This window comes from Pandoraea pneumonica (assembly GCF_049918595.1).
In the GTDB taxonomy this organism is placed as follows: domain Bacteria; phylum Pseudomonadota; class Gammaproteobacteria; order Burkholderiales; family Burkholderiaceae; genus Pandoraea; species Pandoraea pneumonica_A.
Window position 1 is genome coordinate 1,127,337 of the sequence record NZ_JBNCRZ010000002.1, and the last position, 24,055, is coordinate 1,151,391.

A 24,055-nucleotide genomic window follows, 5' to 3' on the forward strand; every position below is an offset into this window, starting at 1 on the left:
CCTATTTGATGGGCGGTGTCGGGTGCGTGGGCACGCCTTCAGCGAGTACGAATCGGCAAAACAGCGTGTAATACGGCACCGTTTGCTCGGCGTGCGGACCGGTGCCAGCCTCGTGGCGCTCGAACTTGCCCACCAAATCGCGCGTGACGCCGAAGACGACGTCCGAGTCGAGATACTCGGCATCGTCGGCAAAGATCTGAGAAATAAGCGTCGCGCAACCTTCGGCAATCACCACGAAATGCAGATGGGCCGGACGATAGGGATGGCGATGCTGCGCGCGCAGCAGATCACCGACCGGCCCGTGCGTGGGCACCGGATAACCGGCGGGGCGCACGCTGCGAAAACGAAACTCGCCGCTGCCGTCGGTGAAGAAGTGGCCGCGCAAATTCATGTCCGGCTGGTCGGGGTCTTGGTTCTCATAAAGACCCACCGGAGACGCCTGCCAAACGTCGACTTTCGCGTTGGGAATGGGCTGCTGCCGAATATCGAGGACTTGCCCGCTCACGAAGATCGGTGCACCAGGCGCGTCGTCTTGCACGATCGACGCATCCAAGGCGTAGTGGGGCGATCCGCCACGGAAGAACGGACCGAGCAGGGCGCCGCCCGTATGTTCCTCATGCATGGAGTTGTTCAGTACCTTGACCAAGGTCGAGATGCCGAGCACATCGGCCAACAGCACCACCTCGTTGTGACTGTCGTTACACGTCAGCCCGACCCGACGCAAGAAATCCAACCCTTGCTCGAACTCCTCGTCGGTCAGCTTCACCTGCTTGAGGAAGGCATGGCCGTGTACGACGAGTGCGCCCAAGATCTCCTTGAGCCGCGGATCTTCGGTCTTGCTCATGGCAGCGAGCACGATGCCCGTTACCGACGCAACATCGCTGACGATGCTGCCGCTTTGTCCAGATTCCATTTTCATTCGCCTGTTCATGCAAACGTTTGCATAGTATTCGGTGATTTTTCGTTTGTCAAAGGCTGTTTATTCGGAAATATGACGGGAAACTCGGACGTGCCACGGCAACTTCTGCGGAAATTGCCGCAAACGTTTGCATTTCAATGCACAAAAAAGCGCGACAGGTGGTCGCGCCAGTCAAAGATTATCGTGCGATCGTCGATTCGCGCACGACGAGCTCGGGGCGCAGCACGACGTTGATTTGCGTCTTCGAACTGGCGTCGAGACTGTCGAGCATCAGTGCGGCGGCCCGAACACCCATTTCGTAGAGGGGGATGTGCACCGTCGTCATGGGTGGCCAAACGGAGTCCATCAGCGGCATATCGTTGTGGCCGACCACGGAGATGTCGTCCGGGCACTTGAGGCCACGTGCGCGAATCGCGTCGTAGCAGCCGAGCGCTAGCAAGTCGTTGGCGGCGACGATAGCCGTCGTCCCGGGATAGCGTTCCAGTACGGTATCGCATGCTGTGCGCCCCTCGGCGCGTGCGAAGGCGGTGGATTCGACTACGGGGCAATTTGTCTTTTTGAGACCTTGCTCCTTGAGTGCATCGAGAAAGCCGACCTTTCGCTCGTAACCCGTCGACAAGTCTTTGGGGCCTGCCACGTGCGCAATTGCTGAGTGACCTAGCGACACAAGGTGCTTGACCGCGAGGAGCATCGCCAATTGGTTGTCGCTTACGACGCACGAAGCGCGGCCGCTGTCTTCGCTGCGGTTGACCACGACCACCGGAATTCCCTCTTCGAGACAGTGCTCGAGGATGGGGTCCTTGCGGCCCGACGTCGCGAGAATCAGGCCGTCGATTTGCCGCCCGGCCATCTGGTCGATGACGAAACGCTGTCGCTCTTTTCCGCCTTCCGCGTTGGCAATCAACGGAATGAAGCCCTTCTTGGCTAGTTCATCTTCGATACCGCGCAAAATCGGCGGAAACACCGGATTGCCGATATCCGGCAGCACGACGCCAATGATTCCGGAACGCTTGGTGCGCAGGGCAGAGGCCACCCGGTTAGGTGAGAAATTGAGCTGACGCGCGGCTTTGAGCACCTTTTCGACGACGTCGTCGCTGATCAGGTGTCGCGTCTCGGGATTCATCACCCGCGAGATCGTGGACGAGTGAACGCCAATCGAGTCGGCCAGCGCTTTCAGAGTCGTCCGTTTCTTTTGCGTCATATTTTTGGATGGGGCGGTCTTACGCACCGCACGCTAACAGGGCAGATGCGTATTTTACTCATGAGGCACGCGGTGTCGGCGATTCGCGCTAAGCGTTGCGCGGTTCTCATCGATTCGTAGATCCCCGAATGTAGCGCATAGACGACGACCGGAGTAAGGTATCCGCCTGCACAATAACGCCGGCGCCGATCCCCCTTCGGACGCCTCGACGATCAGGAGACATGTGGTGCACAAGAAAAAAATTGCTGGGTTCGGGCTGTGCCTGATGACGATGGTTTCCGTTCCCGCCTTGGCGCAGAACGCGCCCAATGGCACCGCATCCGCCGCGACCACCCCTGCGACTGCGACGCCTCAGCGCGATGCATTCTTCTGGTTGGGTGAGATTAACAAGGCGTCGTTGGTCATCAATACCCGCCAGGGATTGCTGGATAAAACACTCGCGCCGCACATCGCATCCGGACTCGACGCCGTGCTGCGCGCAGGCGACCAGCCCGGCGGGGCGCGCCCGGACTTGGTCATCACGTTCGAGCCGCTGCTCATCAAGGCGGCGGGTGTCGAGGCGACGCTGTTGCATGCCGGGCGTTCCAGTCAGGACATGCTGGCGACAGTGCGTGCGGCGATGTATCGCGACCGACTGCTCGTCCTCGCTGCGCAGTTGCGCACCACAACGGCAACACTGCGTCAGCTTGCCCAGCAATATGAAGCGACCATCGTGCCAAACTACACCAATGGCGTAGCTGCGCAACCGAATAGCTACGGCCACTACCTGCTGGGGTATGTGGCAGGGCTTCAGCGCGATGCGCAGCGATTGCATGAGCTGTACGCGCGCGTCGACCTATCGCCGATGGGCACGACGGTGCTCAATGGCACGAGCTGGCCGCTCGATCGCGACAAGATGGCGCATGCGCTCGGCTTTGCCGACAAGGTCGACAACGCCTACGATGCGTCGCAGATCGCGGCAACGGACTTGCCGGTCGAGATCGGTGCGGTGGCGACGAGCATTGCGTTGCATACGTCGGCCTTCGTGCAAGACGTGATGGTGCAGTACGCGCAGCCGCGGCCATGGATTTTGCTGCGTGAAGGGGGAGGCAATACTTATGTCTCAAGCGCGATGCCGCAAAAGCGCAACCCCGGGTTGCTCAACGACACGCGCACCGCCGCGTCGATGGTCGTGACGCTCGGTGTGGGGCGTGCGATCGCCGCACACAACATCCCGCCCGGAATGAACGATGCGAAGCATATCGATGAAAACATGGCGGTGCTGGATCGGACGACGGCGCTGCTCAAGCGCTGGGACCGTGTGCTGAACGCGCTGGTGATCGATCCGCAACGCGCACTCGAAGAGCTTGACAGCGACTGGACCGCGTCGCAGGAGGTTGCCGACGTGCTAATGCGCGAGCATGGCCTGCCGTTCCGCGTGGGGCATCACTTTGCGTCGGAGATCGTCGACTACGCGAAGGCGCACGACCTCCGTCCGAGCAACTTCCCCTACGCCGAAGCGCAGCGCATCTACAAACAGACGCTTACGGAAATGCAGGTGAGCGGCGGCGATCTGCCGATGACCGAGGCGCAGTTCCGCGCGACGCTCGACCCGACGGCAATCGTCATGCATCGCGCAACGTCCGGCGGACCGCAACCGGCTGAAATGAAGCGTATGCTGGCGCGTACCGATAGCGAATTGGATGCCGACGGCAAATGGATCGATACGCACCGTCAGACCATCGACCGGTCGCTGGCGTCGCTCGATAGCGATTTCCGCCGATATCTGCCGGCGAACTAGGCCATTCTCGGCCGTGTAAGACGATAGGAGAGCCTCATGTCCCAGCCTTCATCGACACTCAGCCCCGCGTTCATTGAGCAGCAGCGAAAGCGACTCGAAGCCATGCGCCAGCAATTGCTTGGCGGCGAGGAAAACACGATCGCCGACGAGGCATCGTTGCAATCCGAGCACGGCGACGAAGCCCACGAATTCGAAGACGACGCGCAGGATCTGGCACAAGACGAAGTCAACCAGAACCTGCGCAACGTCAACGACAACCGTATCGCCGATATCGAACGGGCGTTGGCGAAGATCGCGGAGGGTACCTACGGACTCTCCGACGAGAGCGGCGACCCGATTCCGCAAGGGCGGCTTGAAGTGGCGCCGGAGGCGATTCTGACCGTCGAGGAGCAAAGCCGGCGGGATGCGGGGCGGTGATGTGTTCAACTTGCCACAAAAGCAATATTCACAGCGCTAGCGGGATTTCGATACTCCCGAAAACGTGAGACGCGCCGAACCAAGCACACCACGGTTAAGAATCCAGGGCCGCAAGGAACTATCTTGAGTCAACAACAATTACAGATACTTCAAAACCATTTGCAAACCCGGCTTGCAACCGCGCAGGCAAACCTGACCGGAACCGACGCGCAGGGGAACCTGTTATGTTCGGTCGAGCACAGCGCATTCTTCGAGCCGGTTCGTCTAAAAATTCGGCAGGATGCAATCGAGATAGTGTCTATCTTCGTTCGCCGAAAGGAGCGCAAGAAGGGGAACGCGAGAGCCCTGTGTAACGCAGTAGTGGACGCGGCGCGGGAGATGAATAAGCAGAAGGTTTGCGTGGAAAAGGTCGCGGACGAGGAAGACTCGACGAGACCCATCATCGCCTTTTGGACGGCAGTCGGCTTCGTCAGTCGCACACCGGACGGGCGTAGCGCAGATCTTCGTATCTAACTAGATCAAACAGACCGACTGCACCTGCTCCAATACCGTCTCATCCCCTTGGGTCGCACACATCCGCCGGATGTCAGTTTTGCGCAGCCGCTTCAGCTTCCGCCTCGGTCTGCTCGATGGCTTTGATGATGATGTGCAGCGTGGCGTCGAGGTGATCGATCGTGTGACGCCGAGCCGCTTTAACATCACGCGCACGGTATTCGTCGAGCATCTTCTGATGCTCCTGATTGCTGACATCGACGTGCACGGGGCGCATATACAACGACAGTGCGATGTACGGCCCCGACGCGTCACGCAACGTCTTAATCAGGTGGGCCAGACGCGAATCGTCTTGCGACGCCCAAAGCGCCGCATGAAAAGCCTGATTCAACTCGGTCCATTTGACGACGTCCGACGTCGCTGCCATCTCGAGGTGCAATGCTTCGGCATGCGCAATATCCTCTTCCCGAATCGTGGCCATCGCTTGCTCGGCCATCATCGGTTCGAGGGTTTTACGCAGGTGGTACAACTCGTTGACGTCGTCGATCGTAAGACCACGCACCACGGCACCACGGTGAACGTCGAAAAACACCAGCCCCTCGGAGACCAGCGTGCGCAACGCTTCACGCACCGGCGTCGTCGACATCTCGAGACGGCGCGCGAGATCGTCCTGCCGAAGGCGGTCTCCCGCCTTCAACTTGCCTTGCAGAATCTCGGTGCGGAGTGTCTCGATGGCATATTGATATGCCGTGAGTCGACGACGGCCAGACGAGCCGGACGCGCTGGCAGATGCGGTGGACATGCTTTTCAAAGGGGTGCCATGTGAAGATTATTGACGCGTGAGTTTACTCCAATTTGCCAGCGCTTCTCCGAGCGCTCCGGGCGCAACGCCCGACGCCAGCAACGCCACAACCAACAAACGCGCCTTGAGCGCAGACAGCCAGCCGGACAGATGCGCACCGCGCCGGGCGAGATCAATTTCGGCACCGACATAGCCATACGTCTGCGACGCCGTCGACCCGCTTGCCGCACGACTGGCAATCACCACCGGCACTTGCGCCGTCAGGCGGCTAATACGTTCGGCGAATCCGAACGAGACGTGGCCCGCACCCTGCGCGGCAATCACAACCGCCTCGTAGCCCCCGTTGACGGCCATCTCCGCCACTTCACCGTCGTCACCCAACACCGCCGTCACGAGTGCGACTTTGGGCCAATCACGCACCGGGCGCGCCAACGGTTGCGGGCGAGCAGGCTTGGCGTGGAAAAACGTCGGGCGTCCTTCGACGATTCGCGCCGCGAAGCCACCGTCGTGCGACACGAACGCCTGCACGGCCAGTGCATCGCCCTTGCTGACCCAACGCGCGTAGTGAGCGGTGTCGTTCATCAACACGAGCACGCCACGTCCCACGCTGTCGGGATGCGAAGCCGTGCGCACCGCTGCCAAAAGATTCGCGGGACCGTCTGCGCCGGCGGCTTGAGGCGCACGCATCGCGCCAGTCACGATCAGCGGTTGCGGCAACGTCCAGAACAGATCCAGCAGGAACGCCGTCTCCTCGAGCGTATCGGTGCCTTGCGTGAGCACCACACCGCTGGCGCCGTCAGCGATCTGCTGCTCGGCCCAGGTGAGGGCGGCCATCAGATCGCCGTAACCCAGCGATGCACTCGGCAGTTGACGAAGCGATGTTGCCTTGATGGTCGCCACAGCGGACAAGCCGGGGACGGAGTTCGTCAACTGCGCAGCGTCGAGGGTAGGGACGACACCACCGGCAGCGTCTGACGGCGTCATGCTGATCGTCCCGCCCAGCGAGGCGACGGCGACTACGGGAAGCGAGTTGGACATGGTTGGCAAGGAGAAGAGGTTTTTGATTTCAGTTGATATGCATTGTGCATTATATATAATCGACAATCGTTTGCGAAGGGCATCGGGCGCTTTGCAGAGAAATCAACACCTAGGAGACTTCATGGAACCAACAACAGCAGGGCACCCGAGCGCCGCAGCGACGCGATATCGGTTCGCGATATTTGCGCTGATCGTGGTGATCGCCCTCGTGAACTACATCGACCGCGGCGCGATTTCGTACTCGGCCGCACAAATCACGTCGGAATACGGATTCGATCGGGCAGGGTGGGGCGCAGTCCTTGGCTACTTCGGCTACGGCTATATGTTCGGTGCGCTGTTCGGCGGGGCACTGGCCGATCGCGTCGGCGCCAAGACCGTATGGGTGATTGCGGGCATCGCGTGGTCGGTGTTCGCCATTGCCATGATCTGGGCGGGCGACCTCGGGATTGCGGTATTCGGTGGCTCGGCACTGACTGGCTTCGCCACGATTCGCGTGCTGTTTGGCTTCGCCGAAGGACCGGCGTACTCGATCATCAACAAGACGATGGCCGCGTGGGCGTCGCCGTCGGAGCGCGGCTTCGCGGTGTCGATCGGGCTGTTGAGCACGCCGCTCGGCGCGCTGCTTACGGCCCCGGTTGCCGTCGGTCTGCTGCTGCTCACCGATAGCTGGCGAACGATGTATGTCGTGCTCGGCTTGGCCGGCTTCGTGCTGATCGCCTTGTTCGCACGCGTTTATACGAACCGTCCGGAAGACAATCCGCGTGTGAACGCGGCCGAAGCGGCGCTGATTCGGGCAGGGCGTCCGGCGCAGACGCTGTCGGCCGCCACGGCTGCCACTGACATGCCGTGGTGGAGCTTCTTCAAGAGCAAAACGCTCGTGTTCAATTCGATCGGCTATTTCGCGTTCGTCTACGTGAACTTCATGCTGCTCACCTGGACCCCAAAATACCTCTCCGACGAGTTTCACTTCACGCTGTCGTCGCTTTGGTACATCGGCATGATTCCGTGGACGGGCGCGTGCGTGACGGTGCTGCTCGGTGGGCGCATTTCCGACTGGTTGTATCGCAAGACGGGCAAGCTGGTCATCGCACGTAGCTGGTTCGCAGCAGCGGCGCTGACGTGCACGACGTTGTGCTTCCTGATGGTTTCGCAGGCGACGAGCGTGTGGGCCGTGATTGCACTGATGACGCTGGGTAACGCCCTCAACGCGCTGCCAAACTCGGTGTATTGGGCGGTGGTGATCGACACAGCGCCGACGCGCGTGGGGACGTTCAGCGGTTTGATGCACTTCATCGCGAACATCGCCGCCGTGCTTGCCCCGACGCTGGCCGGTATTTTGTCGGCGAAGTACGGCTATTCATCGATGTTCGTCGCCACCGCAGTGGCAACGGCGGTGGGCGTGTTCGCCATGCTGCAAGTGCGTCCGGGCGTGGGCCCGAACACCGGCCGGACCGACACGAAGACGGTATCGGCTTGATCGTGTGACCACGCCGGGTCTCGGCGTGGTCGCTGATTTACCACCGGTGTTGATACGTCGCGGTAAGCGTGATGCCCGGCGCTGGCAGATGGCTCGTATTGTTGCTGTTACGCAGAAGCTGGCTATACAGCGGGTAGTAGTACCGGTTGAACAGATTCTGAATGCCGATCGTCGCGGTGTCTCGCTTTGTGACTTCATAACGGCTGATCACGTCGACCGTCGTGTAGCTCGTGGCGTCCATTCGACCAAAGCTGTTCGCGCCGTTCAGGCGATAGTCGCGCCCGGAGAAGTAGGTGACTTGCAGCCGGTTGCTCCACTTCGGATCGGGTTTGAATTGGACATAACCGGTTAGCTTGAGCGGCGGAATGCGGTAGCCACTCATGTCTTGGCTATTCGCCCCCTGTGGGGTTTCACGGCCTTGCATCCAGGTGAACGTCCCACCCAAACCCCAGCGCTCGTCTTCCGACAAATAGTCGGCCGCGCCTTCGACACCGACGATCCGCTCGGCGGTACGCGTGAGTATCAAGCCGTTGTTGAAGCTCTGCACGTCGCCCAGGTCCGATGTCGTATAGAACACCGCCAGCGATGTCAGCGTGGTGCCGAAAACACCACGCCACCCCAGCTCGTAGTTGTTCGTCTTGACCGGACGCAGGTCGGACGAATGGATGTCGAACCCAGGACGCGCGTTGCGAACCTGCACACCGATATCCGGCAGGCTGAATCCCTGACTGAACGCCGCATAAAACTCGTGGCCCCTGATCGGCGAATAGGTCACGCCGACATTGCCGAGCACGGCGTTGTAGTTCACCGTGCCGCCTTGCACGCTCACAGGGTTCGCGACTTTGGACTGCGACAACGGCACGAAGTCGTTATAGCTCGCCGTCGCGTATTGATAGCGCAGGCCGCCCTCGGCAGACCAATGGTCGTTGAACTTGTGCTGAAGCTGCGCGAAGCCGCCCAAGCTGCGCGTGGTAAGCGGCGGCAGATAGGTCGCTTCGCCAATCTTGCGGAAGACGCGGCCACCGCTCGCGTCATACAGCTTTGGGTCGAAGATATCGAGCGGCATGTCGCTCTTTTCCTGCTCGAAGTCCATGCCCCACACCAATCGCGTCTTCTTCTCGGCGCCAAAGGGGGTCTTGATCGTCAGACGACTGCCGAAGACGATGGAGTCCTGCATCGTCTGATCGACGTTGCCACCCCGCGTGGCCACCGCACGCGCGTCGAAGGGCGTGAACCGCGTGAAGTAATCACGATAGTAGAACTGCGCCGACACCTGACTTCCTAGCAGGTCGCGGTGTTCGTACTCGAGATTCACCAGCGTATTGCGAATCTGGTTCTGGTCGTCGAGCACCAGCCCATCGATGCCGCGGGCAGGCACGCTGCCAGCCGGCAGTCGTGCCACTGACGGATCGGACGCATAGCTTGTGTCCTGCGACGAATTGATATGACTCACCGACAATTGCACCCGCTGGTCCGGCGCGAATCGCAGGCCGAGTTTTCCACCAACGTTGTAATTGTTCGACGAGAACAGGTCGCCCTGGCTCGGCTCCGGCGCAATGCGATTGCCACGGGCGTCATAGCTGTTGCCGATACGACGGCCGCCAACGTCGAACGCATAGTCGAGCATGTCGTAGCTGCCGGAGAAATGCTGCTGAATATCGGCGCTCAAGCCGTCCGCGCGCAACCGCGATAGCGGGGAGGTCAACGATACCGTGGTATCCGCTTTGGGCTCACCACCGGCGGGCCGCGTCGTGATGGAGACGATACCGCCCGTAGCGCCCCCGCCATAAATCGAGCTGCTACCGCGCAAAACTTCGATGCGCTCGACGAGCGCCGGATCGACGTTAGCGAGATTGCGAGCCGAGTCTCGGTTGGTGTTGAGCGGCACGCCGTCGAGCAGCACCAGCATTCCTCGGCCGCGAAGCGTTTGTCCGTAATCGGTCACGGTATGACTGGAATCGGCCATCCCCGGCACGACTTTGGCGAGCACGGTCGCAAGGTTGCCCGAAGCGGTCTTGAGCTCGTCGAGTTCTGCTCGCTCGATGACGGTCGCCTGACGCGTCGGGCGCACGAGATCGCTCGACGTACGCGACGCTGTCACCTCGACGGGTGCCAATGCCATCGGACTTTGGGGGGCGGAAACCGGCGCCTCGGCTTGCTTTTCCGAGGCCCGCACGAGCACGTAACCCTGATTACCGCTACGCCGAAAATCGATGCCGCTACCCTGAAGCAACGCCGACAAGGCAGCTTCTGCGGTCATGACGCCGCGCACGGCCGGTGCGCGCTTGCCGCTCACCAAGTCGGGAGAAAAGAAGAGTTGCAGGTTCGCTTGACGTCCGAATAGCACGAGCGCGTCGGACAGCGATTGTGCCGGTACGTTGACTTCGACGGCGGCCCCAGCCTTTGCTGCGGTCCCAGAGTTCGCGCTCTGCGCTGCGGCACGCTCGGGTTGGCTGCTCAACGTTGCCAGTGCGGCGAGGAAAATCAGCGACGCGGCCGTCTGCGGACGGCGCGATCGGGAACGGCGGGCGTGTGTAGAACCTGTCACGGCTATTGGTCTCGTTTCGAATTTTGATGGAGTCGCCACTCAGCAACGAAGGCGAACTCTCAGAAGACGAAACGCCGGACCAAAACCTGAATCACTTCGACGAAATTTTTACGCTGCCATCGGCAAGCGTCTGCACCTTGACCGGCAGGAACTGCGGTAATGCGGCTAGTAGCTCGTCGGTGTTGTCTGCGCTAAACACACTGGTGAGGCGAAGTTGGCCGACCGTGTTGCTGTCGACGATCACCGGAGATTGTCGGTACAACGACACTTCGCTCACGACGTCGGCGAGCGTGGCGTTGCGGAAGACCAATTTGCCGTCGCGCCAGGCAAGCGCCGTCGAGAGATCGACCGGACTGGCCGAGGCCACGGCGCCATCAGGACGAACCGTGGTGCCGAGGCCCTTCGTGAGCAACACATACGTCGACGCTGGCGTGGGCGCATTTTGTGATGGCACGCCTTGCACCTTGACCGCCCCCGACTCGACCGCGACGCTCACCTGGGTCGCGACGCGGCGTACGTCAAAGCGGGTCCCGGTGACCGTGATGCGCCCCGAGCCGGCGTCCACGACAAATGGACGCGAGGCGTCGTGCGTCACGGAGAACATCGCCTCACCGCTAAGCAACGTCACCTCGCGCAGCGCAGTGGTGTAGTTCACCTGAATGCGTGTACGCGTGTTGAGCTCCACGACTGTGCCGTCGTCGAGCGTCACGGAGCGCCTTTCGCCGGGTCGGGTCGACATCTCCTGGACGCGTGCCAGCGAGGTGTTCGGTGGTGCAACCTTGGCGACACTTCCCGGCAAGTCGCGCGTGGTAGTCAACAACAGGGTCCCGAGTGCGATGCCAACGATGCCAACGCATGCGGCGGCCACCCATCGGGTTGCGGTGCCGCGATTCGGCCGGGGCATGCCCGACGCGCCGAGCGCCGGTTCGGTCAACGCGCGCAGACGCTCAGCTGGCACGGTGGCAGCCGCACGCCAAACACGTTCTAGTGCTACATATTCCGCGCGGTGCAAAGGGTCGGCCGCTAACCAAGCGTCTCTCGACGCGCGGTCGGCGTCGGAGAATTCGCCGCTGCACGCTCTGGTGAACCACAGCGCGGCTTCCTCGCGGATACGGTCAGAGGCTGGCATCGAAAAGGGCAGGGGAATCAGCAGGGAAAACGCCGCGCATTTGAGAGAGCTGTTGGCTGGGCCGCCGGAAATAGGGGAGGTGGAACATGACCGAGCGCTTCATTGCGGCGCCAAGGGGCCGAGACGTTCGCGCAGATGTTTCATCGCCCGAATCATATACTTCTCGACCATATTTTTCGACAGATCGAGCCGCTCGGCGATTTCCTGCTGCGTACAACCGTCGATTCGCTGCCAAATGAAAACTTGTCGGCACTTCAGGGGAAGTTCGGACAACGCGGCTTCAATGGCATGCGCGAGCTGCGAGGCGTGAACTTCGTCCTCGGGGTTGCCAGTCGTGGCCTCGAATTCCGCGAGTGCGTCGAGCGTCGTTTGCTCACGGCCGCCGTCGCGACGGTAGGCATCGATGGCGATGTTGCGCGCTGTCTGATGCAGGTAAGCGCGTGGTTGATCCGGTGGCTTATCCAACTCCAGCACCCGCAGCAGCGAGTCTTGCGCCAGATCTTCAGCCTGATGCCGGTTACTGAGCTTTCCTGTCCACGTACGTAGTAACTCGTCGTAGTACGCGAAGATCCCCCGAGGGCGTGCGGAACTTGCCATCAAACGAGCAGCGCAAAGCGCTCGGATGAACCGGCCCGGAAGGCGACAAGACGACGAAAGTCAAAGAAAAGCACGGAGAGCCTGCGGCCGAACGGAATGGTTCGGGGTACCGAACATAGAAATTAAACGCGATTGATTATCATTTCATTTTTAGTTCAGGTCAATAGTGGGCGGGCACACGGCAGGGTGGCGAGCCGGGATGTCGGATAGGGCGCCTGTTAGGTTGCGATACCAAAGCGAAGTCGGGCATCATGCCCCAGATCGCGCAAAAGAATAACGTATGGGGTTCTGATGAGTACCTACGAACATAAGCCGCAAGCATCGATAGCTGAACAGACGACGGAAGGTGGCGCCCGTAGCGGTGACGGCGAGGCATTTCAGTTCGTCGATAATCGGCCGACATCGGGTGCGCAACGCGAGTTGAATGCAATGTCCGCCAGCGCACCGCATGCGCAACATACTGCGCAATTAAGAGCGCTGATGCACGCTCACGTCCCGCGCGGGTCTCAAGTCATTCAACAGCGAGCGAGGGGTGGCGAGCCGGTACTGCAATTAGCGGCGGACCGATACAACCCCGGCCTTGACGCGGATGGCCGGGCGAAGAAACAGAACCAGGGTCCGGCGGGGCATCAGATCGACCAGCGTCACATGGCGCATAAGTCGTACCACAAGATCAACCGGATTGCGGGCGTGCTGTTTCCCATCGACATCATGGCCCGCGTTAGGGCACCGCTCGAAGCAGCCATCGCAGAAATCAATGCCAGCCCCGTAGCGGCCGCATCGATTGGCGCCGGTGCGCAGAAGGGGGCGATTCGTGCCGCCTCCGAGACAGTGCTCGATGAAGTCATCGCGAATCCCGACAAAACGGCACAGCAAGCGGACCAATGCGCCATGCTCGGGCCGCTGGACTATTGGAGCAATCTGGAGACACCCACTCCGGCGATCACGACCAAGCTGAAAGACTTGCGATTCGCGATGATGCAACGAGCACGCATGTCGATCATTGCGCATCGTGCGATGGGAGCGACCAATCGTACGTTCGGGGGGTTAATCCCGGATGACGATCCGGAACGTGCACGTCCGACCGAAAACTCGCCGGCGGCGTTTCGTACGGCGCTAACGTATGCGGCGAGTGCGGACAACTTAGATGGCATCGACGGCGTGGAGTGCGATGTTTTCCTGTCGAAGGATGGCGTGGCGATGCTCAGTCACGACAGCAATATCCACGATCAAATGTCGGCCGCCAGACGCGCGGTGTTTGAGACCGAAGCGGTACCTGCCGATGCCCCCGGCGGCACGACGGCGCACAACGCAAAGATCGAGCACTACACGGCTGCCGAGTTAGGGGCCATGAAGCGGCGCGTGCACGTCGCCGGTGAGGCCGAGGACGCCTCGGCGTTCATGACGTTGAACGGTCTGCTCACGGCAGCCTTACCTGTGGCGACGGCTTATGCGGCCCACACCCGCAAGGCCTTCCGCGTCGAAATCGAGATGAAGGGCCATAACGTCGGCGCGCACGACGTCATCGACGTCACCGCCAAGACCGTCAGCAAGTTCAAAAAGGCGAATCCCACTTCCCACAATCTCGAGATCATTATGTTCAACGGCGACCCTGCTGCCGTCGAACTGCACGCCGCCAAGCGATCGACCAAATCGCAACTTGGCGGCCTGATCGTCGGATTGGGCAAGCCCCCTGGCGCTGTGGCCGACGACAGAATTGACGAATATCGCGGTTCGCTGGCGACTGCCGCGCAGGTACGTGACGACCAAGTTTCACGGCACGTTTCGACCTATGTCCTGGGGGCGGAGAATTCGTTGCTCAACGGGGCGGTGGTGACGCCGCTCCTGTGGCCGGATTTGCCGGCGGCAGTCAATGCCATTATTGGCTTGAATGTATCGAGCGCCGCTGATGAGGATGCTATTTACGCAGCGAATCGAGATGCGATCAATGCGGACCTCGTGGCACCGGATCTCGCGAGCAAGCGGCGCTCCCGCAAGACCAAGTTTCAGTACGCGATGCGAGTGGAGCTGGCTCGACAGAAGCGGGATACGCACCTGGCGGCACAACATGCGATACCGACGGCACCGGCCAACAGAACCCACGTCTTAACCGATTTCCCTGAGCGGGCAGCAGATACTCGCGCCCGTATCGCTGGCGGACCGGTACCGCCCATCGCGCCGCCGCTGGTCGCTCCGGTGGTTCCGGCCGCGGTGGCACCGGTGGGTGCAGTCCCAGGCGGTGCGGTGCCTGGCGCGGCCGCAGGGTTACCCGTGGGAGGCGTGGGGGCCGTGGTTGGCGTGCCGCCGCCTTAATAGTGAGTAGTGGGTGTTCAAAAACAGCACAAATACACGATTTAACATAATGTACATTATGCGAATAAAGGATTGCCAACGAATCAGTGCAATCAACCTTCGTGCGGACCATCAGACATACGTTCGGCTTCGTTGACCTGTGATCGCCACGTCTTAACCAAATCTCGTCTGCGGCCAGGATAACGATCCGCCAGCAATTCCAAATGTTCTATACGTTCGGTGCGAAAAATCCGGAAATCCTTCCGTAGCTCGCACCAGCCCGCCAGGTAACGAACGTTTTCGATGAATCCAAGCGTAATCGGCCAGATGGTGCGCTTCGTGGCTTTGCCGTTGAAGTCCCGATAGGAAATCATCGCCTTACGTTGTTCGCGCAAGGCCTGCCGTAGCACTGCTAAGTCCACGGACTCCGGTGGCGTCTCCCCACGATCGATGTAAAACGGGCTGTCATGGAGTTGCAGCCGCAATTCGGCCGGCAGTACCGCTTCTACTTTGGTGAGTGCGTTCTGCGCAGCCAGCGCGAAACTGTCGTCAGTTTGTCTACGAACCCATTCGCCACCAAGCATCAAAGCATGAAGCTCCTCCACGGTGAACATCAGCGGCGGAAGCAAAAAGCCCGGCTTCAACACATAGCCGACCCCGGCTTCCCCCTCGATATCGGCTCCCAAAGCCTGCAAACTCGCAATATCGCGGCGAATGGTTCGCAACGAAACGCCCGCTTCACGCGCAAGTTCATGTCCCGGCACCGGCAAATGGTGTCGTCGGAGCATTTGCATGAGATCAAACAGGCGATGGCTTTTGGACATCCAGTGGGCGTCTCTTACTCTGGGCGACTGAATACTTGGTTAGCGAACGCACGCAAGTCTTGTACGAATAGTTCGGGCACTTCCCAGGCACCAAAATGGCCGCCCGACGAAGCTTCGGTCCAGTGAACGATGTTATACCAGCGCTCGCCCCAAGCTCTTGGTGCCGGCAGAATGTCCTTCGGAAACACAATCACACCCACGGGTACCGCGCCGCGCTCGGGTGGCTGCTTGAGCTTTTTGTCACTGAATGACTCGGCATACAACCGAATCGACGATCCGAGCGTTTGGGTTACCCAATATAGGGTGAGGTTTGCGCATAGGCCATCGAGTCCGTAGACGTTTTCGAGATCGCCATCGCTCCAAGATTTAAATTTCTCGACGATCCAAGCCGCGAGCCCAACTGGGCTGTCATTGAGTCCGTAACTTAAGGTCTGTGGCTTGGTTCCATGAAGCATGGCGTAAGCGCCTTCAACGAACTGCCAGCCTTGCGCTCGACCAAAGAAAGCCTGCTCCTCAGGTGTCGGATCGCTTGGGCGTGGGTAGCCCCAGTAAACATTGCTGAAGTGCGCGCCAAGCAGGCGATCCGGTTGATACTGCCGTACCGCATTCACCACCTGGGCGCCCATATCGCTACCGTGCGCCAAAAATCGCTCGTACCCGAGCTCGCGCATCAGTGCGGTAAATAGCTCCGCAATCCGACTGCCATTCATTCCAAACGTCGTCGGGCGGTCAGAGAATCCATAGCCTGGCAGCGCAGGGATTACAACGTGAAAGCCAGCCTCAGTCAGGCGCGGGACAACCTCAAGATACTCAAAGATTGAACTTGGCCACCCGTTGACTAGAAGCAACGGCACGCCATCAGGACGCTGCGATCGGGCATGCACAAGATATAAGCCGACCCCGTCAATCGTCGCTCGGAATTGCGGCAAAGCGTTAAGCGCACGCTCGGCAGAACGCCAATCGAAGCGCCCCTTCCAGTGCTCGCAAAGGCGCTGAAGGAAACCTAGTTCCGTCCCCTGCCGCCAATCCTGCCCTTCGATCTGATCGGGCCAACGAATTTGCCCGAGGCGCGCGTGCAGATCATCGATAACTTCATCGGGGATCGCCACGTGTATCGGCTTAATGGCTGAATCGGCGGTTCCATGCTGGATCAGCGTTCGTACTATGTTGTCGCCGGTCATCGTCGTTAGGTCCGTTGGATGGAGCGCCTAAGTTACTTCATGACGAGGACAGGTTTTGTCACCATTCACCCGGTTTTGAAACGCACGTCATCGGCGGGTGCCACATCCGGGTAACGCCAAGTGCAAACAGGGCCCCCCGCCCTCCTCGCCCACCTCCGCGCGTCGCCCAACGAACATTGCACCCGCCACCGATTACATCGCGCCCGGCTGTGTGAACAACAACGACGTGCGATCGACCTGCTTGAACTCCTTGATCAGACCCGGCTTCGGGTTCAGTCCGAGCCCGGGCGCCTGCGAAACGTGCAGATAGCCGTTCTCCGGTTGCGGCACGCTCTCGAAGATCGCGTTGTAGGCCATCCACTTATGAAAGTGGTATTCGACCAGCCCGCCATTGGCCAGCCCTGCCTGCAATGCAATGTTGTGCGGCCCACTGCCGTTGCCATGACTGATGCCGCGACCGAACGCCTGCGCCAACATGCCGATGCGCAAGCCAGCCGTATAGCCGCCATCGTTGGTCACATTGGGCTGGAGCACGTCCACGGCATTGTTCACGAGCAAGTCGCGCGCCGAGTACTTGTGATTTTCGGCCGCCGCGACCGGAATGGACGTCTTCTCGCGCAGCTCGCGCAACTGTACCGGATCGTTATCGATGATCGGCTCCTCGATAAACGAGATTCCCAGCTCCTCAGTCATCTGGCACAGACGCGTCGCTTCGGAAACCGTCATACGCGCATTGCCGTCCATCGCCAGCTTGACGTTTGGCCCAACGGCTTCGCGCATGGCCTTCATACGGCGATAGTCGTCCGCCGGATCCGGTACCTGCTGGCGACCCACCGTGTTCTTCAGGTGCAGATTGCCCAACTCGGCCAGATGCTTAGCTTCAGCCGCCAGTTCCTCGATGTCGTAGACCGGTGCGCCACCATAGGCCGCACCGTGCGTGATGTAGACCTCGACCTTGTCGCGCGACCCACCCAGCAACTTGTGAACCGGCACGCCGAGCGCCTTGCCGCGCAAATCCCAGAGGGCGACGTCGACCAGCCCCAGTGCCGACAGATACGCACGCCCCATAAAACGCACAACGGAGTGACGATCGAACCGTGCCGTCACACGATTGATACAAGTCGCGTCCTGGCCCACCATCAAGGCCGCCGCGTGGTTGTTCAAGAAGTCGACGATGACCGGGTGCGTATAGCCACCCATCGCGTAGCCAATGTGACCATCCGATGTTTCGATTTCCAAAATCAACGCGTGCTCGACGTTCGGCAACTTGCGGAACGGCGGCGGTTGAATCGGAATATTGGCTAAGTGGTGAGCTTCAAAACGTACGATTTTCATGAAACGGGTCCTTTGGTGTTGTTCGTGCGCCAACCTGTCAGGCAACACGCAGGACCCTAGCGTGACGCAATTTCATTGATCTGATAATCGCAAAATATCTAGTGATTATTCTGTTTTTAAGATCATCCAAACGATCAAATCAATCGGCATCAATGCGCCCCACCCGCTCGCGCACCAGCGCCAGCAGTTGCTCAGCGGTTGGCGACAACGGCCGGCCGCGCACAGTGCTCACGCAAATGTCGCGGCTCATCGTCGGCTCGACCAGTCGTAGCAGTTGCGTCCCGGCTGGCGGTCCATCGACGATCACCGATGCGGGCAAGATCGCAGCCCCCAGTCCCGCAGCCGCCATCGACACGAGCGTTTGCATCTGCATGCATTGATACGCGCTCTCGATGATGAGACCTCGCGCGCTGGCCCCCTCCTCGATCATCTTCCGCATGGCGGTGCCATTCGCATGCATCACCAGCGGCATCGCCGACAACTCGGCCAGCGAAATGGTTTTACGGAAGTTGGGAAGCAACGTTCGCGGCACGAGCGCTACGATCTTGTCTTCATGAATCGGCTCGAAACGAATGTCGTCCCCCGCCGACGCCACGCGCGGCCCGATGCCGAAATCGGCATGCCCTTCGCGAACCGCCTTAAAGATCTCGTCCGAATGCAACTCCAGCAAAGCGATGCTGACCTGCGGATGCATCGCCTGAAACGCCGACAGAATGTGCGGCATCTGCGTGGCCGCGACCGACGGCGAGCAAGCCAGCGAGACCCGGCCGCGCCGAATGTCTGCCGATTCCCGGATCTTGCGCAACCGCTGGTTGACCTCGTGCATGGCAAGCCGCGTCCCGGCCAACAGTTCGATGCCCTCCTCCGTCAACTCGACGCTGCGCGTTGTCCGGTGCAGTAGTGCTATGCCCAACTGCGCTTCCAATTGCTTGATCTGCGTGCTCACCGCCGACTGAGAACGATGGGTCTGCTCCGCCGCCGCCCGGAAGCTCAGAGTGTTGCCCACCAACATGAATGTCTGGAGCAATCGCAAGTTGATTTCGGTGATAGCGCCCGGCAACGGCTTGGTCGTGGTGGTCATGGCGGTCATTCCATTAATCTGAAAATCAGAAGAATTGCGTCGATAAATGCGTTTTACGGATGCCGGAAGTGTCGCTAATGTTCGCTGTAAGCGCAAGACATGCGCATCAACACAGAGAGACGACACCGTATGGATTTGGGAATTCAGGGCAAGACAGCGTTGGTGTTGGGCGGTGGCGGCGGACTAGGTTCTGCCATCGCTCGCGCACTGGCCGGTGAAGGCGTTCGCGTCGCAGTGGCAGACCTCGATCCGGCGGCAGCCGATCGCACCGCGGCATCGATAGTGTCCGAGGGCGGCAGCGCCCTGCCTTTGACGTGGGACTTGGCGGACCCGACGATCGTAGCGCCGCATCTGGAGACGATCGCGGCGCGCTTAGGCTCAGTCGACATTTTGATCAACAACACCGGTGGGCCACCCCCGACGCCCGCCCACGGACAATCGCGCGAAGCGTGGCAGCAGTATTTCCAATCGATGGTGCTGTCGGTCATCGGCATCGCCGACGCCGTGTTGCCCGGCATGCGCTCGCGCCGATGGGGCCGCATCATCACCAGCACCTCATCCGGTGTCATTGCCCCGATCCCGAACCTTGGCATCTCGAACGCACTGCGCCTCTCGCTAGTGGGCTGGTCGAAGACGCTCGCACGGGAAGTCGGCATCGACGGCGTGACAGCCAATATCGTGCTGCCGGGGCGAGTGTCGACCGACCGCATCCAGTTCCTCGACGAACAAAAAGCCGCCCGAGAGCACCGAGCCATTGAAAGCGTACGCACGGAAAGCACAGGGTCGATTCCGGTGGGCCGCTACGGTCTGCCCGAGGAATACGCCGACGCCGTGCTGTTCCTCGCCAGCCAACGCGCCGCCTACATCACCGGTACGACGCTTCGTGTCGATGGCGGTCTGATCGCCAGCATCTGACCGGGGAGACGCACAAATCATGTTGATTCAATGGGATGAATTGCCACAGGCCAGCGCGCCGCGTCCCGGCATGTCGCGCAAGACCGTCTGCGGCGAGCAGATGTCTGCCATGTGGGTCGACGCCTCGCCGGACACGCCTTTCGATGGGCGCCTGCACCATCACCCGCACGAGCAGATGTTGCTGGTGGTCGAGGGCACGGTATCGGTCCAAATCGAAGACGACGTGGTCCATGCCGGACCGGGGCAGCTGGTCTACTTCCGGTCGCTGAGCCGTCACGCAGTCGTCGGTGTGGGTCCGCAAGGTGCCCGCTATTACGAGCTTTCCGCGCCCTCGCGCATTGACCAATTACCGGGCTGGGTCGCGGGTTCCGCCCTGCGTTACTGAGGAGACACCATGCTGTTGAGTGCCGACGCCAAGGGCGTCTTTCCCATCGTCCCGACGCCATTCTTCGAAGACGGTGCCATCGATTACGCGTCGCTCGATCGGTTGATGGATTTCTATCACGCGTCGGGCTGCACAGGCGTGACCGTGCTGGGTCAACTTGGCGAGGCCGCCAAGCTCGACGCCGCCGAAGCGCTGCAAGTCGCCTCGCGCGCGGTGGCGCGCAGTCATGGCATGCCGGTCGTGGTCGGCGTGTCTGCGCCGGGTTTCGCGGCCATGCGCACGCTGACCCACGAGGTCATGGCGCTCGGTGCGGCCGGCGTCATGATCGCGCCGCCGAATACGCTGCGCACCGATGACCAGATCGTCACTTACTACCGGCAAGCCGTCGAGGCCATCGGCGACGACGTGCCATTCATCTTGCAAGACTATCCGCTGACGTTTTCCGTGCAGATGTCGGTGGACGTCATTCGCCGCATCGTGACGGCCTTGCCGTCGTGCGTGATGCTCAAACACGAGGACTGGCCAGGCTTGGAGAAGATCAGCGCCCTGCGCCGCCTTGCCGCCACCGGCGAGATGCGCGATATTGCGATCCTTTGCGGAAACGGTGGCCTTTTCCTCAATCACGAACTCGAACGCGGTGCTGACGGTGCCAACACCGGCTATGCGTTTCCGGACATGTTGTGCGACACCGTCCGCCTGCACGCCGAAGGGCGCCACGACGAGATGCACGACTTGTTCGATGCGCATCTGCCATTGCTTCGTTACGAGCAACAACCGGGCGTCGGATTGGCGGTGCGCAAATACGTGCTCGCTCGCCGAGGTCTGCTCAGCCATGCCACGCAGCGGCGTCCTGCCAGCCAACTGACACCTGCCGCGATGGCCGAGGTCGAGCTGCTGCTGGCAAGGCTCGCGAAAAAAGACCCACGTGCGTTGCGCATCGAAGTTTAAGGCTGCCCGCGAGATGACGCCTTGACGTGTCGTCCGCGAAAACAACAAGTTGGAGGAGACAATGCAAGCGAACTCTCAAGTCGCCGCAATCGAGCGGACGACAATGCGTAAGGTGATTTGGCGTCTGGTGCCATTCCTGATGCTGTCCTATTTCATGGCGCTGCTCGACCGGGTCAACATCGGTTTCGCCGCCTTGCAAATGAATGCCGATCTGGGGCTGTCCCACGCCATGTTCGGCTTTGCCGCGAGTCTGTATTTCTTCGCGTACTTCATTGCCGAAGTGCCGAGCAATCTGGCACTCGAGCGTGTCGGCGCACGGCGCTGGATCGCCCGCATCATGATCACCTGGGGGATTATTTCCTCGCTAATGGCGTTCGTGACGGGTCCGTACTCCCTGTATTCGATGCGCTTCCTGCTGGGCCTGGCCGAAGCAGGTTTCTTCCCCGGCGCGATCCTCTATCTGACGTACTGGATGCCCAAGGTCTACCGCGCCCGCGTGCTCGGCATTCTGACGACAGCCAACGCCATGGCCAGTCTGATCAGCGGTCCGTTGTCGGTGGCGTTGCTGAAGATGCACGGCATCGGCGATCTGCGTGGGTGGCAGTGGCTGTTCCTGATCGAGGGCATTCCCGCCATTCTGCTCGGCATCGCGGCGTTGTACGTACTGGTCGACCGTCCGTCCAAAGCCCGCTTTCTGACGACCGAAGAGCGCGAGTGGCTGGAAACCACGCTGGCCCGCGAGCGATCGCAAACGGGGGCCGTGGGTCACATCGGGTTTTGGGCACTGCTGCGCAACCCGTACTTCATGATGATGGCGTTGCTGGCTTCGGTGGCTTCCGCCACGAGCAGCGTGCTCGCCGTCTGGCAACCGCAGTTTCTCAAGTCGTTCGGCCTGACAAATGTGGAAACGGGCTTCATCAACTCGGTGCCGTATGCCATCACGATCGTGGCGATGGTGTTCTGGTCACGTCACTCCGACAAGACCGGCGAGCGCCGGATGCACACCGCCATACCGCTGTTGCTGACGGCTTCGGGGTTTGCGGTGATCAGTGTCGGGCCGTCGTCGTTGCCCTTGGTCCTGGTTTGCCTGACGTGCTGTCTCGTAGGCGCCTATTCGTTCAAGGGACCGTTCTGGGCGATGTCCGCACAAATCTTGTCGCCGGGCACCATGGCGGCGGGGCTGGCCGGTATCAATGCCACGGCGAATCTGGTCGGCGGCGGGTTGATGGTCAACGCCGTCGCACAGATCAAACAGCACACCGGCAGCTACTCCACGGCCATGACGCCGCTGCTTTTTCTGGCTGTTGCCGCGGTCACGTGCATGCTTTACATGACACGTAAGGGCGCGCTAGTCACGTCGGTCACCCCCGCGAATCGCTAAAAGCGAGGCGCAATTTCACCGGCCCTTTATCGGGCAAACCCGTAGGACTCCTATAAAAACAGGACGGATCGGCACGCTCGTGCCGACCGCCCCGGCACTCCCATAACGACAACGACAACGACAATCATGAACAAAACCGTCATGCTGACGCTCGCGGCAACGCTCGCGGTCGCGTCGAACGCACGTGCGCAGTCCAATGTCACCCTTTACGGCATCCTCGACGAGGGGGTGAATTACAACAGCAATGCCGGGGGTGCCCGCTCGGTGGCCGTACAAAGCGGCGTGATGCAGGGCAGCCGCTGGGGCATGCGCGGCAGCGAAGACCTCGGCGGCGGTCTGAGCGCCGTGTTTATGCTGGAGAACGGCTTCGATCTCTCGTCGGGTAAGGCAAGTCAGGGCGGTTTGCTGTTCGGGCGACAGGCTTACGTGGGCTTGCAGAACGGCTTCGGCACGCTGACCATCGGCCGCCAAAACGACAGCGGCGCCGATTTCGTCGGCCCGCTCGAATCGGGCAATCAATGGTCAGGCAATATCGGCGCCCATCCGGGCGACCTGGACAACCTGAACAACACGGTGCGCACAAACAATGCCGTCAAATTCCGCAGTCGCTCGTTCAACGGAGCCTCATTCGGCGCGATGTACAGTTTCGGCGGCGTGGCGGGGAGCTTTGCCCGCAATCAGGTATGGTCGCTCGGCGCAGGGTACGACGGCGGCCCGCTGGCGTTGGCCGTCGGTTACCTGAACGTACGCAATCCCAACGTGGCGTTCTTCGGCAACGCCACCACCGGCACGCCGTCGGCGACGGTGTCGAACAGCAGTTATCCGATCTACAGCGGCTACCTGTCGGCGAATTCGTATCAGGTGTTCTCCGCTGGCGGACGCTATACCTTCGGGCCGCTCACCTTCGGCCTCGTCTACGCCAACGTCGGCTTCGACGGCTTGGGCAGTTCGGCAAACGGCCCGAACCCGTCCAAATATAGCGGGAGTGCCTATTTCAATCTCGTGGAGGCCAATCTTCGATACGTGCTGACACCAGCCCTGTCACTGGGCGTCGCCTATACGTATACATCGGGCAGTCGCGTTGCCAGCGCTGCGGGTGGTAACAACGGGGCGATCTATCGGCAAGTCCAGGCCGGGGCCGATTATCTGCTGTCGACCCGCACCGATGTGTATCTGATCGGCACTTATCAACAGGCCTCCGGCACGGACTCACGCAACTTGCCAGCGGTGGCCTCGATCAATAACCAGTCGTCACCGTCGACTACCGGAAGCCAGACGCTGGTTCGTCTGGGCATCCGGCATCGGTTCTGACG

General features: G+C 60.7%; 21 protein-coding genes. 10 read left to right on the top strand and 11 right to left on the bottom strand.

Annotated features, from left to right (window positions below; genetic code table 11):
* Nucleotide 1: 1 nt before the first annotated feature.
* Both ACPWR9_RS11540 and ACPWR9_RS11545 read right to left on the bottom strand, forming a co-directional pair.
* The gene (locus tag ACPWR9_RS11540) at nt 2-913 is read right to left on the bottom strand and encodes a dioxygenase (protein WP_426296814.1); all 912 of its coding nucleotides are present in this window, start codon (nt 911-913) and stop codon (nt 2-4) included.
* A 184-nt stretch (nt 914-1,097) separates the two neighbouring features.
* Nucleotides 1,098-2,120, bottom strand: a complete 1,023-nt coding sequence (locus tag ACPWR9_RS11545; RefSeq protein ID WP_426296813.1) for a LacI family DNA-binding transcriptional regulator — start codon at nt 2,118-2,120, stop codon at nt 1,098-1,100.
* 265 nt (nt 2,121-2,385) lie between these two features.
* On the opposite strand from ACPWR9_RS11545, the gene ACPWR9_RS11550 reads away from it, so the two are divergent.
* The 3 genes from ACPWR9_RS11550 to ACPWR9_RS11560 all read left to right on the top strand — a co-directional run bounded on the left by ACPWR9_RS11550 (nt 2,386) and on the right by ACPWR9_RS11560 (nt 4,830).
* Nucleotides 2,386-3,900, top strand: coding sequence for a lyase family protein (locus ACPWR9_RS11550; protein ID WP_426297945.1), 1,515 nt, complete (start codon nt 2,386-2,388; stop codon nt 3,898-3,900).
* Nucleotides 3,901-3,936: 36 nt separating this feature from the next.
* Nucleotides 3,937-4,317: a TraR/DksA family transcriptional regulator gene (locus ACPWR9_RS11555; RefSeq protein ID WP_426296812.1), complete on the top strand. Its 381-nt coding sequence runs from the start codon at nt 3,937-3,939 to the stop codon at nt 4,315-4,317.
* Between the two features lie 123 nt (nt 4,318-4,440).
* A complete protein-coding gene (locus ACPWR9_RS11560; protein ID WP_426296811.1) occupies nt 4,441-4,830 on the top strand; it encodes a GNAT family N-acetyltransferase in 390 nt (129 codons plus the stop codon).
* A gap of 73 nt (nt 4,831-4,903) precedes the next feature.
* Here the strand turns inward: ACPWR9_RS11560 and ACPWR9_RS11565 are convergent, their stop codons facing one another.
* Together ACPWR9_RS11565 and ACPWR9_RS11570 are read right to left on the bottom strand one after the other, a co-directional pair.
* Entirely contained in the window at nt 4,904-5,611 is a 708-nt protein-coding gene (locus ACPWR9_RS11565) for a GntR family transcriptional regulator (RefSeq protein WP_426296810.1), read from the bottom strand.
* 27 nt (nt 5,612-5,638) lie between these two features.
* Nucleotides 5,639-6,649 carry an asparaginase gene (locus tag ACPWR9_RS11570; RefSeq protein WP_426296809.1) on the bottom strand — a complete coding sequence of 337 codons (1,011 nt, stop codon included), beginning with the start codon at nt 6,647-6,649 and terminating at the stop codon, nt 5,639-5,641.
* A gap of 121 nt (nt 6,650-6,770) precedes the next feature.
* Here ACPWR9_RS11570 and ACPWR9_RS11575 point away from each other — a divergent pair, with 121 nt between their 5' ends.
* Nucleotides 6,771-8,126: an MFS transporter gene (locus ACPWR9_RS11575; protein WP_426296808.1), complete on the top strand. Its 1,356-nt coding sequence runs from the start codon at nt 6,771-6,773 to the stop codon at nt 8,124-8,126.
* Nucleotides 8,127-8,163: 37 nt separating this feature from the next.
* Here the strand turns inward: ACPWR9_RS11575 and ACPWR9_RS11580 are convergent, their stop codons facing one another.
* The 3 genes from ACPWR9_RS11580 to ACPWR9_RS11590 form a co-directional block, all read right to left on the bottom strand.
* Nucleotides 8,164-10,614 carry a TonB-dependent siderophore receptor gene (locus ACPWR9_RS11580; RefSeq protein WP_426297943.1) on the bottom strand — a complete coding sequence of 817 codons (2,451 nt, stop codon included), beginning with the start codon at nt 10,612-10,614 and terminating at the stop codon, nt 8,164-8,166.
* A 151-nt stretch (nt 10,615-10,765) separates the two neighbouring features.
* Entirely contained in the window at nt 10,766-11,803 is a 1,038-nt protein-coding gene (locus ACPWR9_RS11585) for a FecR family protein (protein WP_426296807.1), read from the bottom strand.
* Nucleotides 11,804-11,902: 99 nt separating this feature from the next.
* Nucleotides 11,903-12,400: a sigma-70 family RNA polymerase sigma factor gene (locus ACPWR9_RS11590; protein ID WP_426296806.1), complete on the bottom strand. Its 498-nt coding sequence runs from the start codon at nt 12,398-12,400 to the stop codon at nt 11,903-11,905.
* 291 nt (nt 12,401-12,691) lie between these two features.
* Here ACPWR9_RS11590 and ACPWR9_RS11595 point away from each other — a divergent pair, with 291 nt between their 5' ends.
* On the top strand, nt 12,692-14,713 hold the full coding sequence (locus tag ACPWR9_RS11595; RefSeq protein WP_426296805.1) for a glycerophosphodiester phosphodiesterase: 2,022 nt from the start codon (nt 12,692-12,694) through the stop codon (nt 14,711-14,713).
* A 92-nt stretch (nt 14,714-14,805) separates the two neighbouring features.
* On the opposite strand, the gene ACPWR9_RS11600 is transcribed toward ACPWR9_RS11595, so the two are convergent.
* The 4 genes from ACPWR9_RS11600 to ACPWR9_RS11615 form a co-directional block, all read right to left on the bottom strand.
* Entirely contained in the window at nt 14,806-15,516 is a 711-nt protein-coding gene (locus ACPWR9_RS11600; protein ID WP_426296804.1) for a helix-turn-helix transcriptional regulator, read from the bottom strand.
* A 14-nt stretch (nt 15,517-15,530) separates the two neighbouring features.
* Nucleotides 15,531-16,697, bottom strand: a complete 1,167-nt coding sequence (locus tag ACPWR9_RS11605; protein WP_426296803.1) for an epoxide hydrolase family protein — start codon at nt 16,695-16,697, stop codon at nt 15,531-15,533.
* 192 nt (nt 16,698-16,889) lie between these two features.
* Nucleotides 16,890-18,032: a mandelate racemase/muconate lactonizing enzyme family protein gene (locus tag ACPWR9_RS11610; RefSeq protein WP_426296802.1), complete on the bottom strand. Its 1,143-nt coding sequence runs from the start codon at nt 18,030-18,032 to the stop codon at nt 16,890-16,892.
* A gap of 139 nt (nt 18,033-18,171) precedes the next feature.
* Nucleotides 18,172-19,113, bottom strand: a complete 942-nt coding sequence (locus ACPWR9_RS11615; RefSeq protein ID WP_426296801.1) for a LysR family transcriptional regulator — start codon at nt 19,111-19,113, stop codon at nt 18,172-18,174.
* A gap of 129 nt (nt 19,114-19,242) precedes the next feature.
* On the opposite strand from ACPWR9_RS11615, the gene ACPWR9_RS11620 reads away from it, so the two are divergent.
* The 5 genes from ACPWR9_RS11620 (at nt 19,243) to ACPWR9_RS11640 (ending at nt 24,053) form a co-directional block, all read left to right on the top strand.
* On the top strand, nt 19,243-20,028 hold the full coding sequence (locus tag ACPWR9_RS11620; RefSeq protein WP_426296800.1) for an SDR family oxidoreductase: 786 nt from the start codon (nt 19,243-19,245) through the stop codon (nt 20,026-20,028).
* 19 nt (nt 20,029-20,047) lie between these two features.
* A complete protein-coding gene (locus ACPWR9_RS11625) occupies nt 20,048-20,413 on the top strand; it encodes a cupin domain-containing protein (RefSeq protein WP_426296799.1) in 366 nt (121 codons plus the stop codon).
* Between the two features lie 9 nt (nt 20,414-20,422).
* Nucleotides 20,423-21,361: a dihydrodipicolinate synthase family protein gene (locus ACPWR9_RS11630; RefSeq protein WP_426296798.1), complete on the top strand. Its 939-nt coding sequence runs from the start codon at nt 20,423-20,425 to the stop codon at nt 21,359-21,361.
* A 103-nt stretch (nt 21,362-21,464) separates the two neighbouring features.
* A complete protein-coding gene (locus ACPWR9_RS11635; RefSeq protein WP_426296797.1) occupies nt 21,465-22,742 on the top strand; it encodes an MFS transporter in 1,278 nt (425 codons plus the stop codon).
* Nucleotides 22,743-22,868: 126 nt separating this feature from the next.
* Nucleotides 22,869-24,053, top strand: coding sequence for a porin (locus ACPWR9_RS11640; RefSeq protein ID WP_426296796.1), 1,185 nt, complete (start codon nt 22,869-22,871; stop codon nt 24,051-24,053).
* Nucleotides 24,054-24,055 lie beyond the last annotated feature (2 nt).